This window comes from Enterobacter sp. 200527-13, assembly GCF_027924865.1.
Taxonomy (GTDB): Bacteria; Pseudomonadota; Gammaproteobacteria; order Enterobacterales; family Enterobacteriaceae; genus Enterobacter; species Enterobacter ludwigii.
The window spans coordinates 24,684-39,142 of the sequence record NZ_BSCM01000007.1; the positions used below are offsets into that span (position 1 = coordinate 24,684).

At 55.3% G+C, this 14,459-nt stretch carries 12 protein-coding genes; 4 read left to right on the top strand and 8 right to left on the bottom strand.

The window, feature by feature from the left end; genetic code table 11:
• Positions 1-62: 62 nt before the first annotated feature.
• Complete coding sequence (locus QMG44_RS18930; RefSeq protein ID WP_086532996.1) at positions 63-2,105, top strand: AsmA family protein; 2,043 nt, start codon at positions 63-65, stop codon at positions 2,103-2,105.
• A gap of 59 nt (positions 2,106-2,164) precedes the next feature.
• On the opposite strand, the gene QMG44_RS18935 is transcribed toward QMG44_RS18930, so the two are convergent.
• The 3 genes from QMG44_RS18935 to QMG44_RS18945 all read right to left on the bottom strand — a co-directional run bounded on the left by QMG44_RS18935 (position 2,165) and on the right by QMG44_RS18945 (position 5,724).
• Complete coding sequence (locus tag QMG44_RS18935; protein WP_014172082.1) at positions 2,165-3,487, bottom strand: MFS transporter; 1,323 nt, start codon at positions 3,485-3,487, stop codon at positions 2,165-2,167.
• A 261-nt stretch (positions 3,488-3,748) separates the two neighbouring features.
• A complete protein-coding gene (gene yhjD / locus QMG44_RS18940) occupies positions 3,749-4,774 on the bottom strand; it encodes an inner membrane protein YhjD (protein ID WP_020884492.1) in 1,026 nt (341 codons plus the stop codon).
• A gap of 50 nt (positions 4,775-4,824) precedes the next feature.
• The gene (locus tag QMG44_RS18945; RefSeq protein ID WP_014172080.1) at positions 4,825-5,724 is read right to left on the bottom strand and encodes a LysR family transcriptional regulator; all 900 of its coding nucleotides are present in this window, start codon (positions 5,722-5,724) and stop codon (positions 4,825-4,827) included.
• 119 nt (positions 5,725-5,843) lie between these two features.
• Between QMG44_RS18945 and QMG44_RS18950 the strand changes: the two genes are divergently transcribed.
• Positions 5,844-6,602, top strand: a complete 759-nt coding sequence (locus tag QMG44_RS18950; protein ID WP_086532995.1) for an SDR family NAD(P)-dependent oxidoreductase — start codon at positions 5,844-5,846, stop codon at positions 6,600-6,602.
• A gap of 173 nt (positions 6,603-6,775) precedes the next feature.
• Positions 6,776-7,378, top strand: coding sequence for a response regulator transcription factor (locus QMG44_RS18955; protein ID WP_040018268.1), 603 nt, complete (start codon positions 6,776-6,778; stop codon positions 7,376-7,378).
• On the opposite strand, the gene QMG44_RS18960 is transcribed toward QMG44_RS18955, so the two are convergent.
• Both QMG44_RS18960 and QMG44_RS18965 read right to left on the bottom strand, forming a co-directional pair.
• Positions 7,357-7,695 carry a lysozyme gene (locus QMG44_RS18960; protein WP_014172077.1) on the bottom strand — a complete coding sequence of 113 codons (339 nt, stop codon included), beginning with the start codon at positions 7,693-7,695 and terminating at the stop codon, positions 7,357-7,359. The genes QMG44_RS18955 and QMG44_RS18960 overlap by 22 nt on opposite strands.
• 71 nt (positions 7,696-7,766) lie before the next feature.
• On the bottom strand, positions 7,767-8,306 hold the full coding sequence (locus QMG44_RS18965) for a GNAT family N-acetyltransferase (protein ID WP_086532994.1): 540 nt from the start codon (positions 8,304-8,306) through the stop codon (positions 7,767-7,769).
• Positions 8,307-8,454: 148 nt separating this feature from the next.
• On the opposite strand from QMG44_RS18965, the gene QMG44_RS18970 reads away from it, so the two are divergent.
• Complete coding sequence (locus QMG44_RS18970) at positions 8,455-10,044, top strand: STY4199 family HEPN domain-containing protein (RefSeq protein ID WP_014172075.1); 1,590 nt, start codon at positions 8,455-8,457, stop codon at positions 10,042-10,044.
• A 60-nt stretch (positions 10,045-10,104) separates the two neighbouring features.
• Here QMG44_RS18970 and QMG44_RS18975 read toward each other — a convergent pair whose 3' ends face one another.
• The 3 genes from QMG44_RS18975 to QMG44_RS18985 all read right to left on the bottom strand — a co-directional run bounded on the left by QMG44_RS18975 (position 10,105) and on the right by QMG44_RS18985 (position 14,292).
• A complete protein-coding gene (locus tag QMG44_RS18975; protein ID WP_020884498.1) occupies positions 10,105-11,754 on the bottom strand; it encodes an alpha,alpha-trehalase in 1,650 nt (549 codons plus the stop codon).
• A 271-nt stretch (positions 11,755-12,025) separates the two neighbouring features.
• A complete protein-coding gene (gene gorA, locus QMG44_RS18980; RefSeq protein ID WP_014172073.1) occupies positions 12,026-13,378 on the bottom strand; it encodes a glutathione-disulfide reductase in 1,353 nt (450 codons plus the stop codon).
• Positions 13,379-13,449: 71 nt separating this feature from the next.
• A complete protein-coding gene (locus tag QMG44_RS18985; RefSeq protein WP_063215124.1) occupies positions 13,450-14,292 on the bottom strand; it encodes a 23S rRNA (adenine(2030)-N(6))-methyltransferase RlmJ in 843 nt (280 codons plus the stop codon).
• Between the last annotated feature and the right edge of the window lie 167 nt (positions 14,293-14,459).

The following is a 14,459-nucleotide window of genomic DNA, read 5'->3' on the forward strand; positions in this document are numbered from 1 at the left end:
GCCCGCTTCCCTTTGTCTGAACTATAGTTTTACAGGTTAGGTCATCAGGAAAGGGGATAACAATGACAAAAACAACCAGGGTAATCTCCTGGACAGCAGGGATTTTATTGTTGTTGATCGTGGTCGCCGTCGTCATTATCGCGACGTTTGACTGGAACCGCCTTAAGCCGACCATCAACCAGAAAGTCTCCACCGAACTCAATCGCCCCTTCGCCATACGCGGCGATCTCGGGGTGGTGTGGGAACGCCAGAAAGAGGAGACCGGCTGGCGAAGCTGGATCCCCTGGCCGCATGTCCACGCCGACGACATCATTCTCGGCAACCCGCCGGATATTCCTGACGTGACAATGGTGCATCTGCCCCGCGTAGAAGCCACGCTGGCCCCGTTAGCGCTACTGACCAAAACGGTTTACCTGCCGTGGATCAAGCTTCAGCAGCCCGATGCGCGTCTGATCCGCCTTTCCGAAAAGAACAACAACTGGACATTTGATCTCGCCAGCAGCGACGAAAAAGATCCCAATGCGCAACCCTCATCATGGTCATTCCGTCTCGACAATATTCTCTTCGATCGCGGGCGGATCGCCATCGACGACAAGGTCAGCAAAGCTGATATCGAGATCCTGGTCGATCCGTTGGGCAAACCGCTGCCGTTTAGCGAAGTGACCGGCGCAAAAGCGAAGGGCGATAATGCCAAAGCCGGGGATTATGTTTTCGGCCTGAAGGCCGAAGGGCGCTACAAAGGGCAGCCCCTGACCGGCACCGGAAAAATTGGCGGCATGCTGGCGCTTCGAAGCGACTCGACGCCATTTCCTGTGCAGGGGGATTTCCGCTCCGGGAACACGCGGGTGGCCTTCACCGGGACCGTCAACGACCCTATGAACATGGGGGGCGTTGATCTGCGGCTGAAATTTGCCGGTGATTCGCTGGGTGAACTGTATGAACTCACTGGCGTCCTGCTGCCAGATACGCCACCGTTTGAGACGGACGGGCATCTGGTGGCAAAAATCGACACGGAAAAATCGTCGGTATTTGATTATCGCGACTTCAATGGCCGTATTGGCGACAGCGATATCCATGGCTCGTTGACCTACACCACCGGAAAACCGCGTCCGAAACTGGAAGGCGATGTGGAGTCTCGCCAGCTGCGGCTGGCCGATTTGGGGCCGCTGATCGGGATTGATTCCGGTAAAGGCACGAAATCAAAAGAGGTGAAAAAAGATCGCCAGCCGGCGGGGAAAGTCCTGCCTTACGATCGCTTTGAAACCGATAAGTGGGACGTAATGGATGCGGACGTTCGCTTTAAAGGGGGCAAAATCGAACATGGCAGTACGCTGCCGATCAGCAATCTTTCGACCCATATCCTGCTTAAAAATGCCGATTTACGCCTGCAGCCACTGAAGTTTGGCATGGCGGGTGGGACCCTCTCATCGAACATTCACCTCGAAGGCGATAAAAAGCCGATGCAGGGGCGTGCCGATATTAAGGCCCGCCGGCTCAAACTGAAAGAGCTGATGCCGAACGTGGAATTGATGCAGAAAACACTGGGTGAAATGAACGGCGATGCGGATATCCGCGGCGTGGGGAATTCCGTGGCTGCACTGCTCGGGAGCAGTAACGGTAACCTGAAGCTTCTGATGAACGACGGGCTGGTGAGCCGCAACCTGATGGAGATCCTGGGGCTGAACGTCGGGAACTACGTCATAGGGCAAATATTCGGTGATGATGAGGTGCGGGTGAACTGTGCGGCGGCCAACCTGGATCTGGTCAACGGCGTGGCGCGCCCGCAAATTTTTGCCTTCGATACGGAGAACGCGGTCATCAACGTAACCGGCACCGCCAGTATGGCCTCCGAGCAGCTTGATTTAACCATCGATCCGGAAAGTAAGGGGATTCGTATCATCACCCTGCGTTCGCCGCTCTACGTGCGTGGGACCTTTAAAAATCCGCAGGCGGGTGTGAAACCCGGTCCGCTGATTGCGCGCGGCGCGGTGGCGGCAGCACTCGCGACGCTGGTTACGCCAGCGGCGGCGCTGTTGGCGTTAATTTCGCCGTCAGAAGGGGATGCGAATCAGTGCCGGAACATTTTGTCGCAGATGAAAAAATAACATGCGGCTTTCGGGGCCTTTACCCTCTCCCTGGGGGAGAGGGTATCAGGCGCGGTGAATTACAGAGACTGGTGCTTCGTCTCGTGGGTCAGCAGCAGGGCAATCAGCGTCAGCGCTGCCATGGCGGCCAGGTAAACGCCCACGTAGAACAGACCATAATTTGCCTGCAGCCAGGTGGCGATATAAGGCGCAACGGACGCACCCAGAATAGAGGCAACGTTATAGGAGAACGACGCACCGGTATAACGCACTTCCGTCGGGAACAGCTCTGGCAGCAGTGCGCCCATCGGGCCGAAGGTCAGGCCCATCAGGCTCAGACCAATGAGCAGGTACGCCATGACCAGCGCAGGGCTACCTGAACCCAGCAGCGGCGGGAAGACGAACAGGGCAAACAGAATGATCAGCGTGGTGATAACAATCATGCTGGAGCGACGACCAAACTTATCCGCCAGCAGGCCGGCAATCGGCACCATGACGCCAAACCCAATGACCGCCATCATCAACATCCACAGCACTTCGTTACGCGGCAGGCCGAGCCCAACCGGCGCGGCGGCGGTGCTGAACGTCATTGAGTAGACCGTCATGATATAGAACAGCGTGTAGGTCGCGAGCATGATAAACGTGCCCAGTACCGTCACGCGGACGTGTTTAGTCAGCAGCGTACCCAGCGGCACTTTTACCTGTTTTTTCGCGGCGGCAACTTTAGCGAAAACCGGCGTTTCGTGAAGCGACACGCGGACATACAGGCCAATCAGTACCAGCACGGCGGAGAAGACGAACGGAATACGCCAGCCCCAGCTCATGAACTGTTCGTCCGTCAGCAGCCAGGAGAGCAGCAGGAAAGTCCCGTTCGCAAAGAAGAAGCCAATCGGTGCACCAAGCTGCGGGAATGAACCGTACAGCGCGCGTTTGCGTGCCGGTGCGTTCTCCGTGGCCAGCAGCGCCGCCCCCCCCCATTCACCGCCCAGCCCCAGACCCTGACCAAAACGCGCCAGCGCCAGCAGCATCGGGGCCAGAATACCAATGGTTTCGTAGGTAGGCAGCAAGCCGATAGCGACGGTGGAGATCCCCATCGTCAGCAGCGAGGCCACCAGCGTGACCTTACGGCCGATGCGATCGCCGAAGTGTCCAAACAGGGCCGAGCCAATCGGACGCGCAACAAACGCGATCGCAAAGGTAGCCAGAGACTGCAGCGTGGCTGCCGTCGGGTCACCCTGCGGGAAGAAAATATGCGGAAAGACAATGACCGCTGCGGTGGCATAAATGTAAAAGTCGAAGAACTCAATGGCGGTGCCAATCAGCGAGGCGACGACAACTTTGTTTCGCGAGTTAACCGGCGCGGTTTCCGCGCCGGAGTCGAGTGTTGTGGCTGTTGCTTGCATAATATTTTCTTATTTTTAGTCGGACGAAAGGCCATATTACGCACAGCAAAAGCGACATTTCAATCTGTAACAAAGCCGCGCACTGGTGATAAAAGCAACAAAAAGCGGATAATGTTCAGGCCAGACAAAACACTTCTATGAAATGCTTCACAGTTTTCAAATATCAGCTGATAAAACTGGTTTTTGGTTAAATAAAAGTTACGGACTGGATTTATATGCTGAAATGATGAATCGGGCTGAAGTTTCAGCCCGGGAGAGACGTTATCGGTGTGTTTTACCCGGCATGCGCGGGTCGTCTTTGTACTCGGCGGTGGCAATCCACGCCGCGCAGAACAAGGTCAGGCGGGCGAAGAAGTAGAAGAACGCCATCAGCCCCAGCACCGAGCCAAACGCCGCGCCAGAAGGGGATTTCACCAGCGATGGCAGAGTGTAAGTCATCACAATTTTGATCACTTCAAAGCCTATCGCCGCAATCAATGTGCCGCGGATCAGCGCCTTCTTACGCGGACGATGGCGGGGCAAGCGCCAGAAGATCCAGAAGAACAGCAGATAGTTGGCGAAGATGGAAATAGCCAGTCCAATGCCACGCCACGCGGGCTTCAGCCATTCGATGTAATCCAGATAGAGCGCAGAGATAATCATCTGCTGCGCCGAACCGGCGACAGAGGTGATGGAGAGCGTCACAATCAGCGCGACGAGCAGGCCAATCAGCGAAACAAAGTCGCGAAGATACTTAACCCAGATTTTTTCCTGGTCCTGAGGCTTACGCTCCCACACCTCGCGCGACTGGGCACGAATAGCCTCGCGGAGGTTGCCCATCCAGTTAATCCCGGAGTAAAGGGCAATCAACAGGCCGACGATACCGACCGTCGTACGTTGCTGTACGGCGGTATTAATGGTGTTTTTGAGCGTGGTGGCGAGGGTCGGATCACTGACGTTATTCAGGATTTTATTGAAGATATCCTGCAACAGCGTTGGGTGTGACGCGAGCACAAAACCGGCTGCGGCAAAGGACACCATCAGGATCGGGATCATCGATAAAAAAGAGAAATAGGTGATGGCAGCCCCAAACTGGTTACCCATGCGGTCATTAAACCGCTCTGTCGCGCGTATCAGGTGCGCAATCATGGGGAACTGCTGTATCCGCTCTGCCAGGCTGGTGACAGTCCCCAGCGCTTTGCTGGCGGTGCCTGGCATTTTTACTTCTTCAGGCCCGGTTTCCATCTTCTGGATGGGTTCGTAATCTAAATGTTGGGTAGGTCGTTGCGGGTTGTTTTCCGGCGTCACGCGACTTTTCCTTTTCGTTTGGCTGGATGTTATTGAATTATAGCTTGCGACTAATCCACGTAAGCTTTTGTGAGTGCAGTAAGCCACTCCATAAACAGATGTACCCGACGGGAGAGGTTGCGCCGGTGGGGATAAATCAGCGATACCGGCATCGGTTCCGCCCGGTACTGTGGGAGAACTTCAATCAACTTCCTGGTGCGCAGAGCGTCACGCACGCCAACGCGCGGCACCTGGATAATACCCAGTCCGGCGATGCACGCCGCCTGATACGTTTCTGTGCTGTTGACGGTCAAAACCCCGCCCGTCTTCACCCACTGCGTCGACGTGCCGTTATAAAACTCAAAGCCCTGGGGACGTGTTCCCAGCGTGGCGGCGTAGTGAATGACGGCGTGTGAACCCAAATCTTCCAGCGTTTCCGGATAGCCAAAACGCGTGACATAATCCGGGCTGGCGCAGTTAATCACCGACAGCTTGCCCAGCGGGCGGGCGATAAGTCCCGAGTCTTTGAGCGCGCCGACGCGTACCACACAATCAAACCCTTCACGAATAACATCCACCAGGCGATCGCTGCTGCTAAGTTCCAGCTCGATGCCCGGATATTGCTGCAGAAAAGCAGGCAGTTTGGGGATGACTAAATTTCGAGCAACGCTGACGGGCATATCCACGCGTAACCGACCGCTGATGGTGGAGGGGTCATGCTGGAACATACCGTCCAGTTCATCCAGGTTTGTCAGAAGATCTTTTGCCCGCTCGTAATACACCATGCCGTCCTGCGTCAGGCTTACGCGACGCGTGGTTCGGTGCAATAGCTGGGTTCCCAGTCGGTTTTCCAGCGCCTGAATTTGCCGCGAAACACTGCCTTTCGGCAGCGTCAGTGACTCCGCCGCCCGGGAAAAACTCTCCAGTTCCGCGACACGAACAAACAGCTGCATTGCGTGAATTTTATCCATAGACGAAGCTCATTGTTGTTGCAATTGAAACAGTGAAGCGCTCTGCGACATCTTTATTGATCTTCTATCACCTAATAAGCTCTTTCTCAATCTCCACAACAGTCAAAACGAGGTTTCTTATGTCTGAACGTATTGCATTAGTCACAGGTGGTAGCCGTGGTCTGGGTAAAAACGCGGCCTTAAAGCTCGCAGCAGACGGAACGGGAATTATCCTGACCTATAACCGAAGCCAACAGGAAGCGCTGGATGTTGTACGCGAAATTCAGCAAAAAGGCGTTAACGCGGCGGCATTGCAGCTCAACGTCGGAGATGTTGCCAGTTTCGACCTTTTTGCCGGTCACCTTCAGGAAATCCTTAAGATCGTATGGCAGCGTGAAACCTTTGATTATTTATTAAACAACGCCGGGACGGGCTTGTACGCGCCCTATGCCGAGACAACGGAAGCCCAGTTTGATGAGGCGCTGAATATCCATTTCAAAGGGCCTTTTTTCCTGACGCAGCGTTTGCTTCCCTTGCTGAACGACGGTGGGCGGATCCTGAACGTCTCCAGCGGGCTGGCCCGTTTTACGCAACCCGGTTCCGGCACCTATGCGGCAATGAAAGGGGCGATGGAAGTGCTGACCCGCTACCAGGCGAAAGAGCTGGGCGCGCGCGGTATCTCCGTCAATATCATTGCTCCCGGTGCGATAGAAACCGACTTTGGCGGCGGACGCGTGCGTGACAACGCGCAGCTTAACCAGATGCTGGCATCACAGACGGCGCTCGGGCGCGTAGGGCTGCCGGATGATATCGGTGATGCCATTGCAGCGCTGCTCAGCGATAAACTGGGCTGGATGAATGCGCAACGTATTGAAGTATCAGGCGGTATGTTCCTGTGATGCCTGCGCTTAAGGGGATGGAACCTCTTAAGGAAATCCTCAAATTGAATGTGTCCAGATACTGGGAGATATAAATAACACTGGTGGATTTGTAACGTCTCCGTTCATTGAGTTTTTTCTTAAATAATGCCTCTGTAGAATCTCCCTTCGCGACTCTCAGAGGGAGAAAAACGATGCGGGTAATTATGTTTGACAGGCAGTCCCTGTTTATTCACGGAGCGATACACAGTCTTCAGAAATTAATTCCGGAAATAAATATTACGGGAAGCTGTCAGGCAGAAGATTTATGGGCGCAAATTTCAGCGTCACCCTCGGCTATCGTCATGATTGACGGGAATTTAATTGAGGATGAGGGGATCGGCTGGCTGGAAGCGATCATGCAGCGTTTCCCGACGATACGCGTGGTAATGGTTCTGGCTAAAAAAGAGGCCCGATGGGTTGAACAATTGCTGCAGCGAAACGTGATGGCCATTGTTCCCCGCAATGCGCACCCGGAGCGCTTTTCCGCAGTGCTGGATTCGGTCTCCCGAGGAATGGTGTGCTTCCCCGGTGAGTGGGTGAGGCAACCGTCGGCGCCGCAGGCGTTATTATCCTTAAGCGAACGCCAGCGCGAAGTCCTGAAATTACTGGCGGCGGGGGAGTCCAACAAAGAGATCGGACGCAATCTCAACATCAGCGCCGCCACGGTGAAAGCGCACCTGGAAGCGCTTTTCCGCCGCCTGGAGGTGAAAAACAGAACCCAGGCCGCGATGTACTATACCCGGGCGACGGCCTGAAGAATTGCGGTCGGGAGTGAGGTCGTCTCACCGAAACTGAGCATCATCAACACCAGCGCGTCGTGCTGCTGTTGGGTTAACGGGCGTTTAAATTTTTCCCGCAACAGCGTTTCGCACAGCTGAATATCATCGTGAAGTAAATATTCAGCCTGTAGCGGCGTGATAAGACGCTGAAAACATTCGCCCTGGCGAATAACATGGCCATAGCCAATAACCCATAAACCGTTTTCATCACGATATTTCTCCAGAGAAAGCCCCTGGTGTTTTTTTATTAACGCAATGGCGGCAGAAGATATCTTCAGCGCATGACCTTTCATATTCGTTTCCTCTTAATGGCAATATTGTAGAGGAAACGACACGCGCAAAATATCCGCCAAATGGCTATAGATCAGGAATGATTGCTGAGATATTCCTGCTTCAATAAACCGAACAGCCAGTCATTATGCCATTGTCCGCCAAGGTAATAACTCTCGCGTAACTCGCCCTCCAGACGAAAGCCCGTTTTTTCCAGCAGGCGTCTGGAGGCGATATTCCCCGCCGTGACGGTGGCGGTGAGGCGGCGTATGCCGCCCTGATGAAAGGCGTAACCGCACAGCGCCTGCAGCGATTCGAAGCCGTAGCCTTTCCCCTGGGCCGCAGGTGCAAAAAGAAAACCCACTTCCGCGCAATCGTCATCGCGATGAATACAACCGGTGACGCCGAGCGGTACGCCGGAGGTGGCGTCACGCACAACGAGGCAAAGCCAGTGCGCGCTGCCCGGCGTCCAGGGCGTCAGACGAGATTCGAACGCCTCGCGGATCGCCTCCACGGGGCGATCTTCCGCGACAAAACGCATCACCTCGGGGTCGTGCTGCAACGCCAGGAAAAAGGGCCAGTCATGGTCTTGCAGCGGTGAACAGATAAGACGCGATGTCGTTAAGACAGGCATTCAGATTCTCCTGAAACATTTAAAATGATTTTCGTGGTGTCACTTTATTTCAACAGAAAGTCAGGTATGGTTAACCTCGTATAAATAAAAAGAAAAACGGCCATTACGGGCCCATTCTGGTTGTCTTCGTTGTCGCTTAAGGAAAACAATGACTCTCAGCACAGCACACCCTATCCGCGAACAGTTCGAACACTGTCTGGCGGTTATTCGCCAGGCCTCGGTTGAAATTTTACTTCTCCTGAATGTACATGTTTCTGAGGGAAAAGATCCACGCTGGTTTCTGGAACAACTGGACAGCGCGCGTTTAGGCCTGGGGGGCTGGAATGCGGTTGCGAAGACGCTCAATTTGAATGACGCGGAGATGTCCGAATTCACGCTGCAATTGCGTCTGCTTCAGCAGCGTGTTCCTCAGTACGAAAGCGGTCAGGATGTCAGTGAAAACCAGCTGATTGCCGCGATGCGGTTTGTGACCACCCTGGAGCACCTTCGTTTGCAGCAGCCTCTTCTGACCTACAGCACCGAAGTGGCGCCTGGCAGTGAACTCCAGCAGCAACAGGCGCACAAGCAGGTGCGTACAATTGAGTTGATGATAAAAGGGCTCATCCAGCAGGCCTGGCCCGATCAGGTGCGGCTGAATAACCATCTTAAAACCCTGTTTAACGCGGACCGCGTGCGGCGCTGGCTGAAGCTTGGTGACATCAATGATGTGCTGAGCGGCATGATGTTCAGTGAGCTGGCACAGATGCTGGTGGATAAAAAAGAGTTCAGCCGCTACTACGCCTCGCTGTTTAACGATCCGTCAATGCTTACGCTGATGGTGGAACCGCGGAAAACCCTGCAAACCTTCCTCGATGATATTCGGCAAATCCGCAACAATATTACCGTGCAGAAAGCGTTAAGTTCGGCGCAAATCCAGCTGCTGGATAACTACTACACGCAGATCACCCGACCGGTTCAACGTGCTTTTGAAGAGGGGAGAACCCGCGTCAACCCGGCCGGACTGATGGCGGTGGATGCCAGCGAGCTGCATGCTTTCTGGGAAAAGGCGCAGAAAATGGATCGCGTGACCGGCGGGGATCTCTTTGAGGTTCGTGACACGATTGAAAAACCGACCCAGCGCGCACCGCGCACGCCAGAACAGCGTGAGCAGCTTATTTCCGGCGCGTTATGGGGGGCGGTTGGCGTGATGGTGATTGCCATTGTGGCGGGCGGCTTCTGGCTGGTAACCAGCAGTAAACCCCAGCCTGCAGCCGGGAACGTTGCAGAAACGGCCCAGCCTCAGGAGATGCGCGAAACCCCGTCCTCGCGCGAGACGCTGTCGCGCATGGGCGTGACCTGGGACGAGAATAATTTCCGCTCGGCGATTAACCGCAATGATACCCGGGTGGCACTGCTGTTTTTGCAGGGAGGGATGGACTGGAAGCTCTCCTGGACGGAAGAGGCGATGTCGGCTGACTATGACGACGTTCTGGAGCTGATGTTGCGCTACCGACAGAACATGGTGGAACAGAAGCCGTGCCGGCGCTTTATCAACACGCTCAGCCATGCCATGTCGAATGGCGAGTCCCTGACGTCAATGCGTAAACAGTATCTGAAGGCGTTTTGCACCGTGCCTGCCGTGGTGAAGCGCCAGCAGCATGATCTGGATTTGGCGACGCGTCGGGCACAATCACAGCCGGATGCCACCACAAAAAAATGGCAGTCCATCCAGACCGCCATTTATGAAGTGATTCGTTAATCCTGTCTTCTCCCTCTCCCGGCAGGAGAGGGATGGATACGGGCATCAGACCGCAGAAGGTCACGGCTCCCCATACAACCCTATCAACCGCCGTACCACGCCGTTAGTCCAGCCGAAGCCATCCTGCAGCGGGTACTCACCCCCGCCCCCTTCGCGCGGCGTACTGCTGGCGATGTGATATTTCTCAATCAGCTTATGGTGGGCTTTATAGAAATGATTCACCGTCTGCAGCCAGCTCCAGGCAATCTCATCGCCCAGCGAGTCATTGCCGTACTGTTTGAAGCCCTGAATCGCCATCCACTGCAGCGGCGCCCAGCCGTTGGGTTTATCCCACTGCTCGCCGGTCTCGTACTCGGTGGCCAGAATCCCGCCCGGCGTCAGCAGACGTGCTTTTACCGCATCAGACAAGCGTTCAGCCTGCTCGTGGGTCGCCATGCCAACGTACAGCGGCACAATGCTCGCCGCTGAGAACAGCGCCATGACCTCGCGGCGCCAGTCGTAGTCACGGTAACAGCCATTCTCGTCATCCCACAGATACCGGTTCACCGCGGCGCGGCGATCGCTGGCTTTCTGGCGGAACAGTTCCGCTGTCTCTTTATCCCCTTTCGATGCCGAAATATTGGCGATCGCGCTTTCCAGTTTGAACAGGAACGCGTTCAAATCGATAGGAATAAACTGCGTGGTGCGGATGCTGGCAAGTCGGCCAGGCTCCCGCAGCCAGCGCGAGGAGTAATCCCAGCCGGAGGCCGCGCCTGCGCGCAAATCGCGATAAACCTCATTCGGCGGACGGCCAGAGTGACGGGCGGTTTCCACATCCTCAATCCATGATTCATCACGCGGCGTGTCACGGTCGTCCCAGTAGCGGTTTAACAGCGAGCCATCCGGCATACGCACCGCGCTGCGATAGGCCTGATTAAGCAGCAGCGATTCCGCCCCGTCCATCCAGAAGGCGTGCTCCATTTTGAGGTGTTCAAGGTAGCGCTTTGCACCGCGCACACCATCCTCTTCAAACAGCTCTACCATCAGGGCAAATACTGGCGGCTGGGAGCGGCTGAGATAATAGGTACGGTTACCGTTCGGGATATGGCCGTAGCGTTCAATCAACCACGCGAAGTTATCCGCCATACATTTCAGCAGATCGTTACGTCCGCTCTCTGCCAGACCCAGCATGGAGAAGTAGGAATCCCAGTAATAGGTCTCGCTAAAACGCCCGCCGGGCACGATATAGGCCTGCGGCAGCGCCAGCAGAGAAGACCAGGGGATGTGGTCCTGCGGCTCGCGCGTTAGCACGGGCCACAGGCTGTCAATGTGCTCTTTTAGCGACAGGCCGGGGTCGGAGACATATTCCGTGGTATAGGTCTCTGGCAGCCAGAAGTGGTTCTCCACGAACCGACGCAGGTCGAAATCCCGGTGGCGCCTGACCTTGCGATAGCGGATCAGAATATCCAGAGGATCCATCTTCGGGGCACAGTCGGGGAAGGTTTTGCTGTCCGCAAACAGCCGTGTCGACTGCACGTGCTCGAACAGTTCCAGATAGCGATCGGCGGGCGTCAGAGCATCAGAGGCGGGTAGCCCCTCAATCATTTCGGGTTCCGGCTCCGCCTCAATCATTTCATCCAGTTTTAACTCGCAGGGATCGGTCTCGTAGCGCAGCTCTTCTGCAATCTCGAACTCGATGTTCTCGGCAGCCTGTAGTTTCTGGTTGAACATGGCGATAAGGACCTCCGGTTGTGTGTTCAAAATAACAGTTTTTTCCGGGCGTCTTATAAGCGTAGACATTCGCTTCGGTGTTGGCTGAGGGAAATGTGCGGTTGATCACGTTTTTAAACGCGAGGTATTTGCGGAGTTAGAACAGCAATTGCCTGAAAAATAAAGGCTAAAAGGGATTTTTAGACAGATTTATGGGGCAAATAATTCAGAGCATTCGTTGTGCAACCATTTATGTCTGAAACAAACGCCCCTCCGCAGAGGGGCATTTTGCTTAACGCATGGTGACAAATTCTTCGGCCGCTGTCGGGTGGATCGCAACGGTGTTATCGAAGTCTTTCTTGGTGGCACCCATTTTCAGCGCCACGGCGAAGCCCTGCAGGATCTCGTCCATGCCAAAGCCAATGCCGTGGATACCGACAATCTTCTCTTCCGGACCCACGCAGACCAGCTTCATGCGGCATGGCTGACGGTGAGAGGTGACGGCGGTATACATCGCGGTGAACGCGGATTTATACACTTTCACCTGGTCGTCGCCATACTGCTCGCGCGCCTGAGGTTCTGTTAAGCCCACTGTGCCGATTGGCGGGTGGCTGAAGACCACGGTCGGAATGTTACTGTAGTCCAGATGCTCTTCCGGTTTGTTGTTAAACAGACGCTCAGAGAGGCGACGGCCCGCGGCAACCGCAACCGGCGTCAGTTCGACCGCACCGGTGTTATCGCCCACCGCGTAAATGCCCGGAACGCTGGTGTTCTGGAATTTATCGACAACGATATACCCTTTCTCATCGGTTTTAACGCCCGTCGCCGCCAGGTTGAAGTTGTCGTTAGCCGGTTCACGACCAATCGCCCAGATCAGGCAATCCACGGTCTGGCTACGGCCATCTTCCAGCTCAAGCGTCAGGCTACCGTCTGCATTTTTCACGACCGCTTTTGGCACGGCGTGGGTGTGCAGCGTTGGGCCTTCGGTATTCATCACTTCGACCAGCGTATCGACGATCAGCGGGTCAAAGTTGCGCAGCGGCGCGTGTTTACGCACGAACAGGTGCGTTTCTGCGCCCAGGCCATTAATCACACCGGCCAGTTCTACGGCGATGTATCCCGCGCCCACCACGGCAACACGTTCTGGCAGAGCAGGCAGCTCGAAGAAACCGTCGGAGTCGATACCGTATTCCACACCGGGAATATCCGGGTGGCTCGGACGCCCGCCGGTCGCGATCAGGATGTGATCGGCAGTGATCGTCTCACCGTTAACGTCGATCGTCTTCGCATCAACAAAGCGCGCAAAACCATGAATAACATCGACGTTGTTCTTGCCCAGCACATTGTCGTACGAGGTATGAATACGGTCGATATAGGCAGTACGGCTGGCGATCAGCTTGTTCCAGTCAAAGTTATTGATGGTGGTGTCAAAGCCGTAATCCGGGCCATACATATGGATTGCTTCACGGATCTGGGCCGCATGCCACATCACTTTCTTCGGTACACAACCCACGTTGACGCAGGTGCCGCCCAGCGCTTTGGCTTCGATCAGCGCACATTTCTGGCCATACATGGCCGCGCGGTTGATGGAGGCGATGCCGCCGCTGCCGCCGCCGATTGCGATGTAGTCATAATGCTTAGTCATAGCTTTTATCCTTAATCGTGAATTGCCGCGATTGTATACCTGAAATCAATAGTTTCCACCGATGACTGCGATTACTCCGGCACGATCCAACTGACGGTGGCATGGCCCGTTCCGGCCGGCACCAGCGTCTTGTGCAGCCACGGCAGCACGTTGTTCATCTGCGCTTCGAGCTTCCATGGCGGGTTGATCACAATCATGCCGGAAGCGGTCATGCCGCGCTGGTCGCTGTCCGGGCGCACGGCCAGTTCAATTTGCAGAATTTTGCGGATACCGGTCGCTTCCAGGTCTTTGATCATGCGTTTAATTTGCGCACGCAGCACCACCGGATACCACAGGGCATAGGTGCCCGTCGCAAAGCGTTTGTAGCCGTCGTTAATACCGCTCACTACCGCCTGATAGTCGGTTTTGATCTCATAAGGCGGGTCGATCAGCACCAGACCGCGACGGGATACCGGCGGCAGTTTGGCCTTCAACTGCTGGTAGCCATCCGCCTTTTCCACACGGGCGCGGTTGTCTTTCTGGAATTCAGAACGCAGCAGCGGGAAGTCGCTTGGGTGCAGCTCGGTCAGCTGAAGGCTGTCCTGCTCGCGCAGCAGCTGGCGGGCAATCAACGGCGAGCCAGGGTAGTAGCGCAGCTGGCCGTTGCGGTTAAAATGATTCACCACACCAATGTAGGGCTCCAGCTCTGCCGGCAGGTCGTCCTGCTGCCAGATGCGGGCGATCCCTTCCAGGTATTCCCCGGTGCGTTCGGCATGTTCGCCGCTCAGCTGATAACGTCCCGCGCCCGCGTGGGTGTCCAGATAGAGAAACGGTTTATCTTTCTCTTTGAGTGATTCAATGATCAGGCTCTGAACGGTGTGTTTAAGGACGTCGGCGTGGTTGCCTGCGTGAAAGCTGTGGCGATAACTGAGCATGAATGAATGTGTTCCAGGTAGTAAACGTAGGCCTGATAAGCGTAGCGCCATCGGGCAAAAATAGAGCGTATCGCCACAGTATACAGAAAAGTTTATCCTGCCGCGAAAGCGCAACGTCTGGCATTGAAATCCTCTACACTTATCCCCATTCTAGATCGCATATGCAC

Excerpts from the sequence above, each read along its gene's own strand:
- QMG44_RS18975 (WP_020884498.1), bottom strand. The coding sequence starts at position 11,754 with ATGTTCAACCAGAAACTACAGGCTGCCGAGAACATCGAGTTCGAGATT.
- QMG44_RS18935 (WP_014172082.1), bottom strand. The coding sequence starts at position 3,487 with ATGCAAGCAACAGCCACAACACTCGACTCCGGCGCGGAAACCGCGCCG.
- QMG44_RS18970 (WP_014172075.1), top strand. The coding sequence starts at position 8,455 with ATGACTCTCAGCACAGCACACCCTATCCGCGAACAGTTCGAACACTGT.
- QMG44_RS18965 (WP_086532994.1), bottom strand. The coding sequence starts at position 8,306 with ATGCCTGTCTTAACGACATCGCGTCTTATCTGTTCACCGCTGCAAGAC.
- QMG44_RS18960 (WP_014172077.1), bottom strand. The coding sequence starts at position 7,695 with ATGAAAGGTCATGCGCTGAAGATATCTTCTGCCGCCATTGCGTTAATA.
- QMG44_RS18985 (WP_063215124.1), bottom strand. The coding sequence starts at position 14,292 with ATGCTCAGTTATCGCCACAGCTTTCACGCAGGCAACCACGCCGACGTC.
- QMG44_RS18945 (WP_014172080.1), bottom strand. The coding sequence starts at position 5,724 with ATGGATAAAATTCACGCAATGCAGCTGTTTGTTCGTGTCGCGGAACTG.
- QMG44_RS18955 (WP_040018268.1), top strand. The coding sequence starts at position 6,776 with ATGCGGGTAATTATGTTTGACAGGCAGTCCCTGTTTATTCACGGAGCG.
- gorA (WP_014172073.1), bottom strand. The coding sequence starts at position 13,378 with ATGACTAAGCATTATGACTACATCGCAATCGGCGGCGGCAGCGGCGGC.
- QMG44_RS18930 (WP_086532996.1), top strand. The coding sequence starts at position 63 with ATGACAAAAACAACCAGGGTAATCTCCTGGACAGCAGGGATTTTATTG.
- QMG44_RS18950 (WP_086532995.1), top strand. The coding sequence starts at position 5,844 with ATGTCTGAACGTATTGCATTAGTCACAGGTGGTAGCCGTGGTCTGGGT.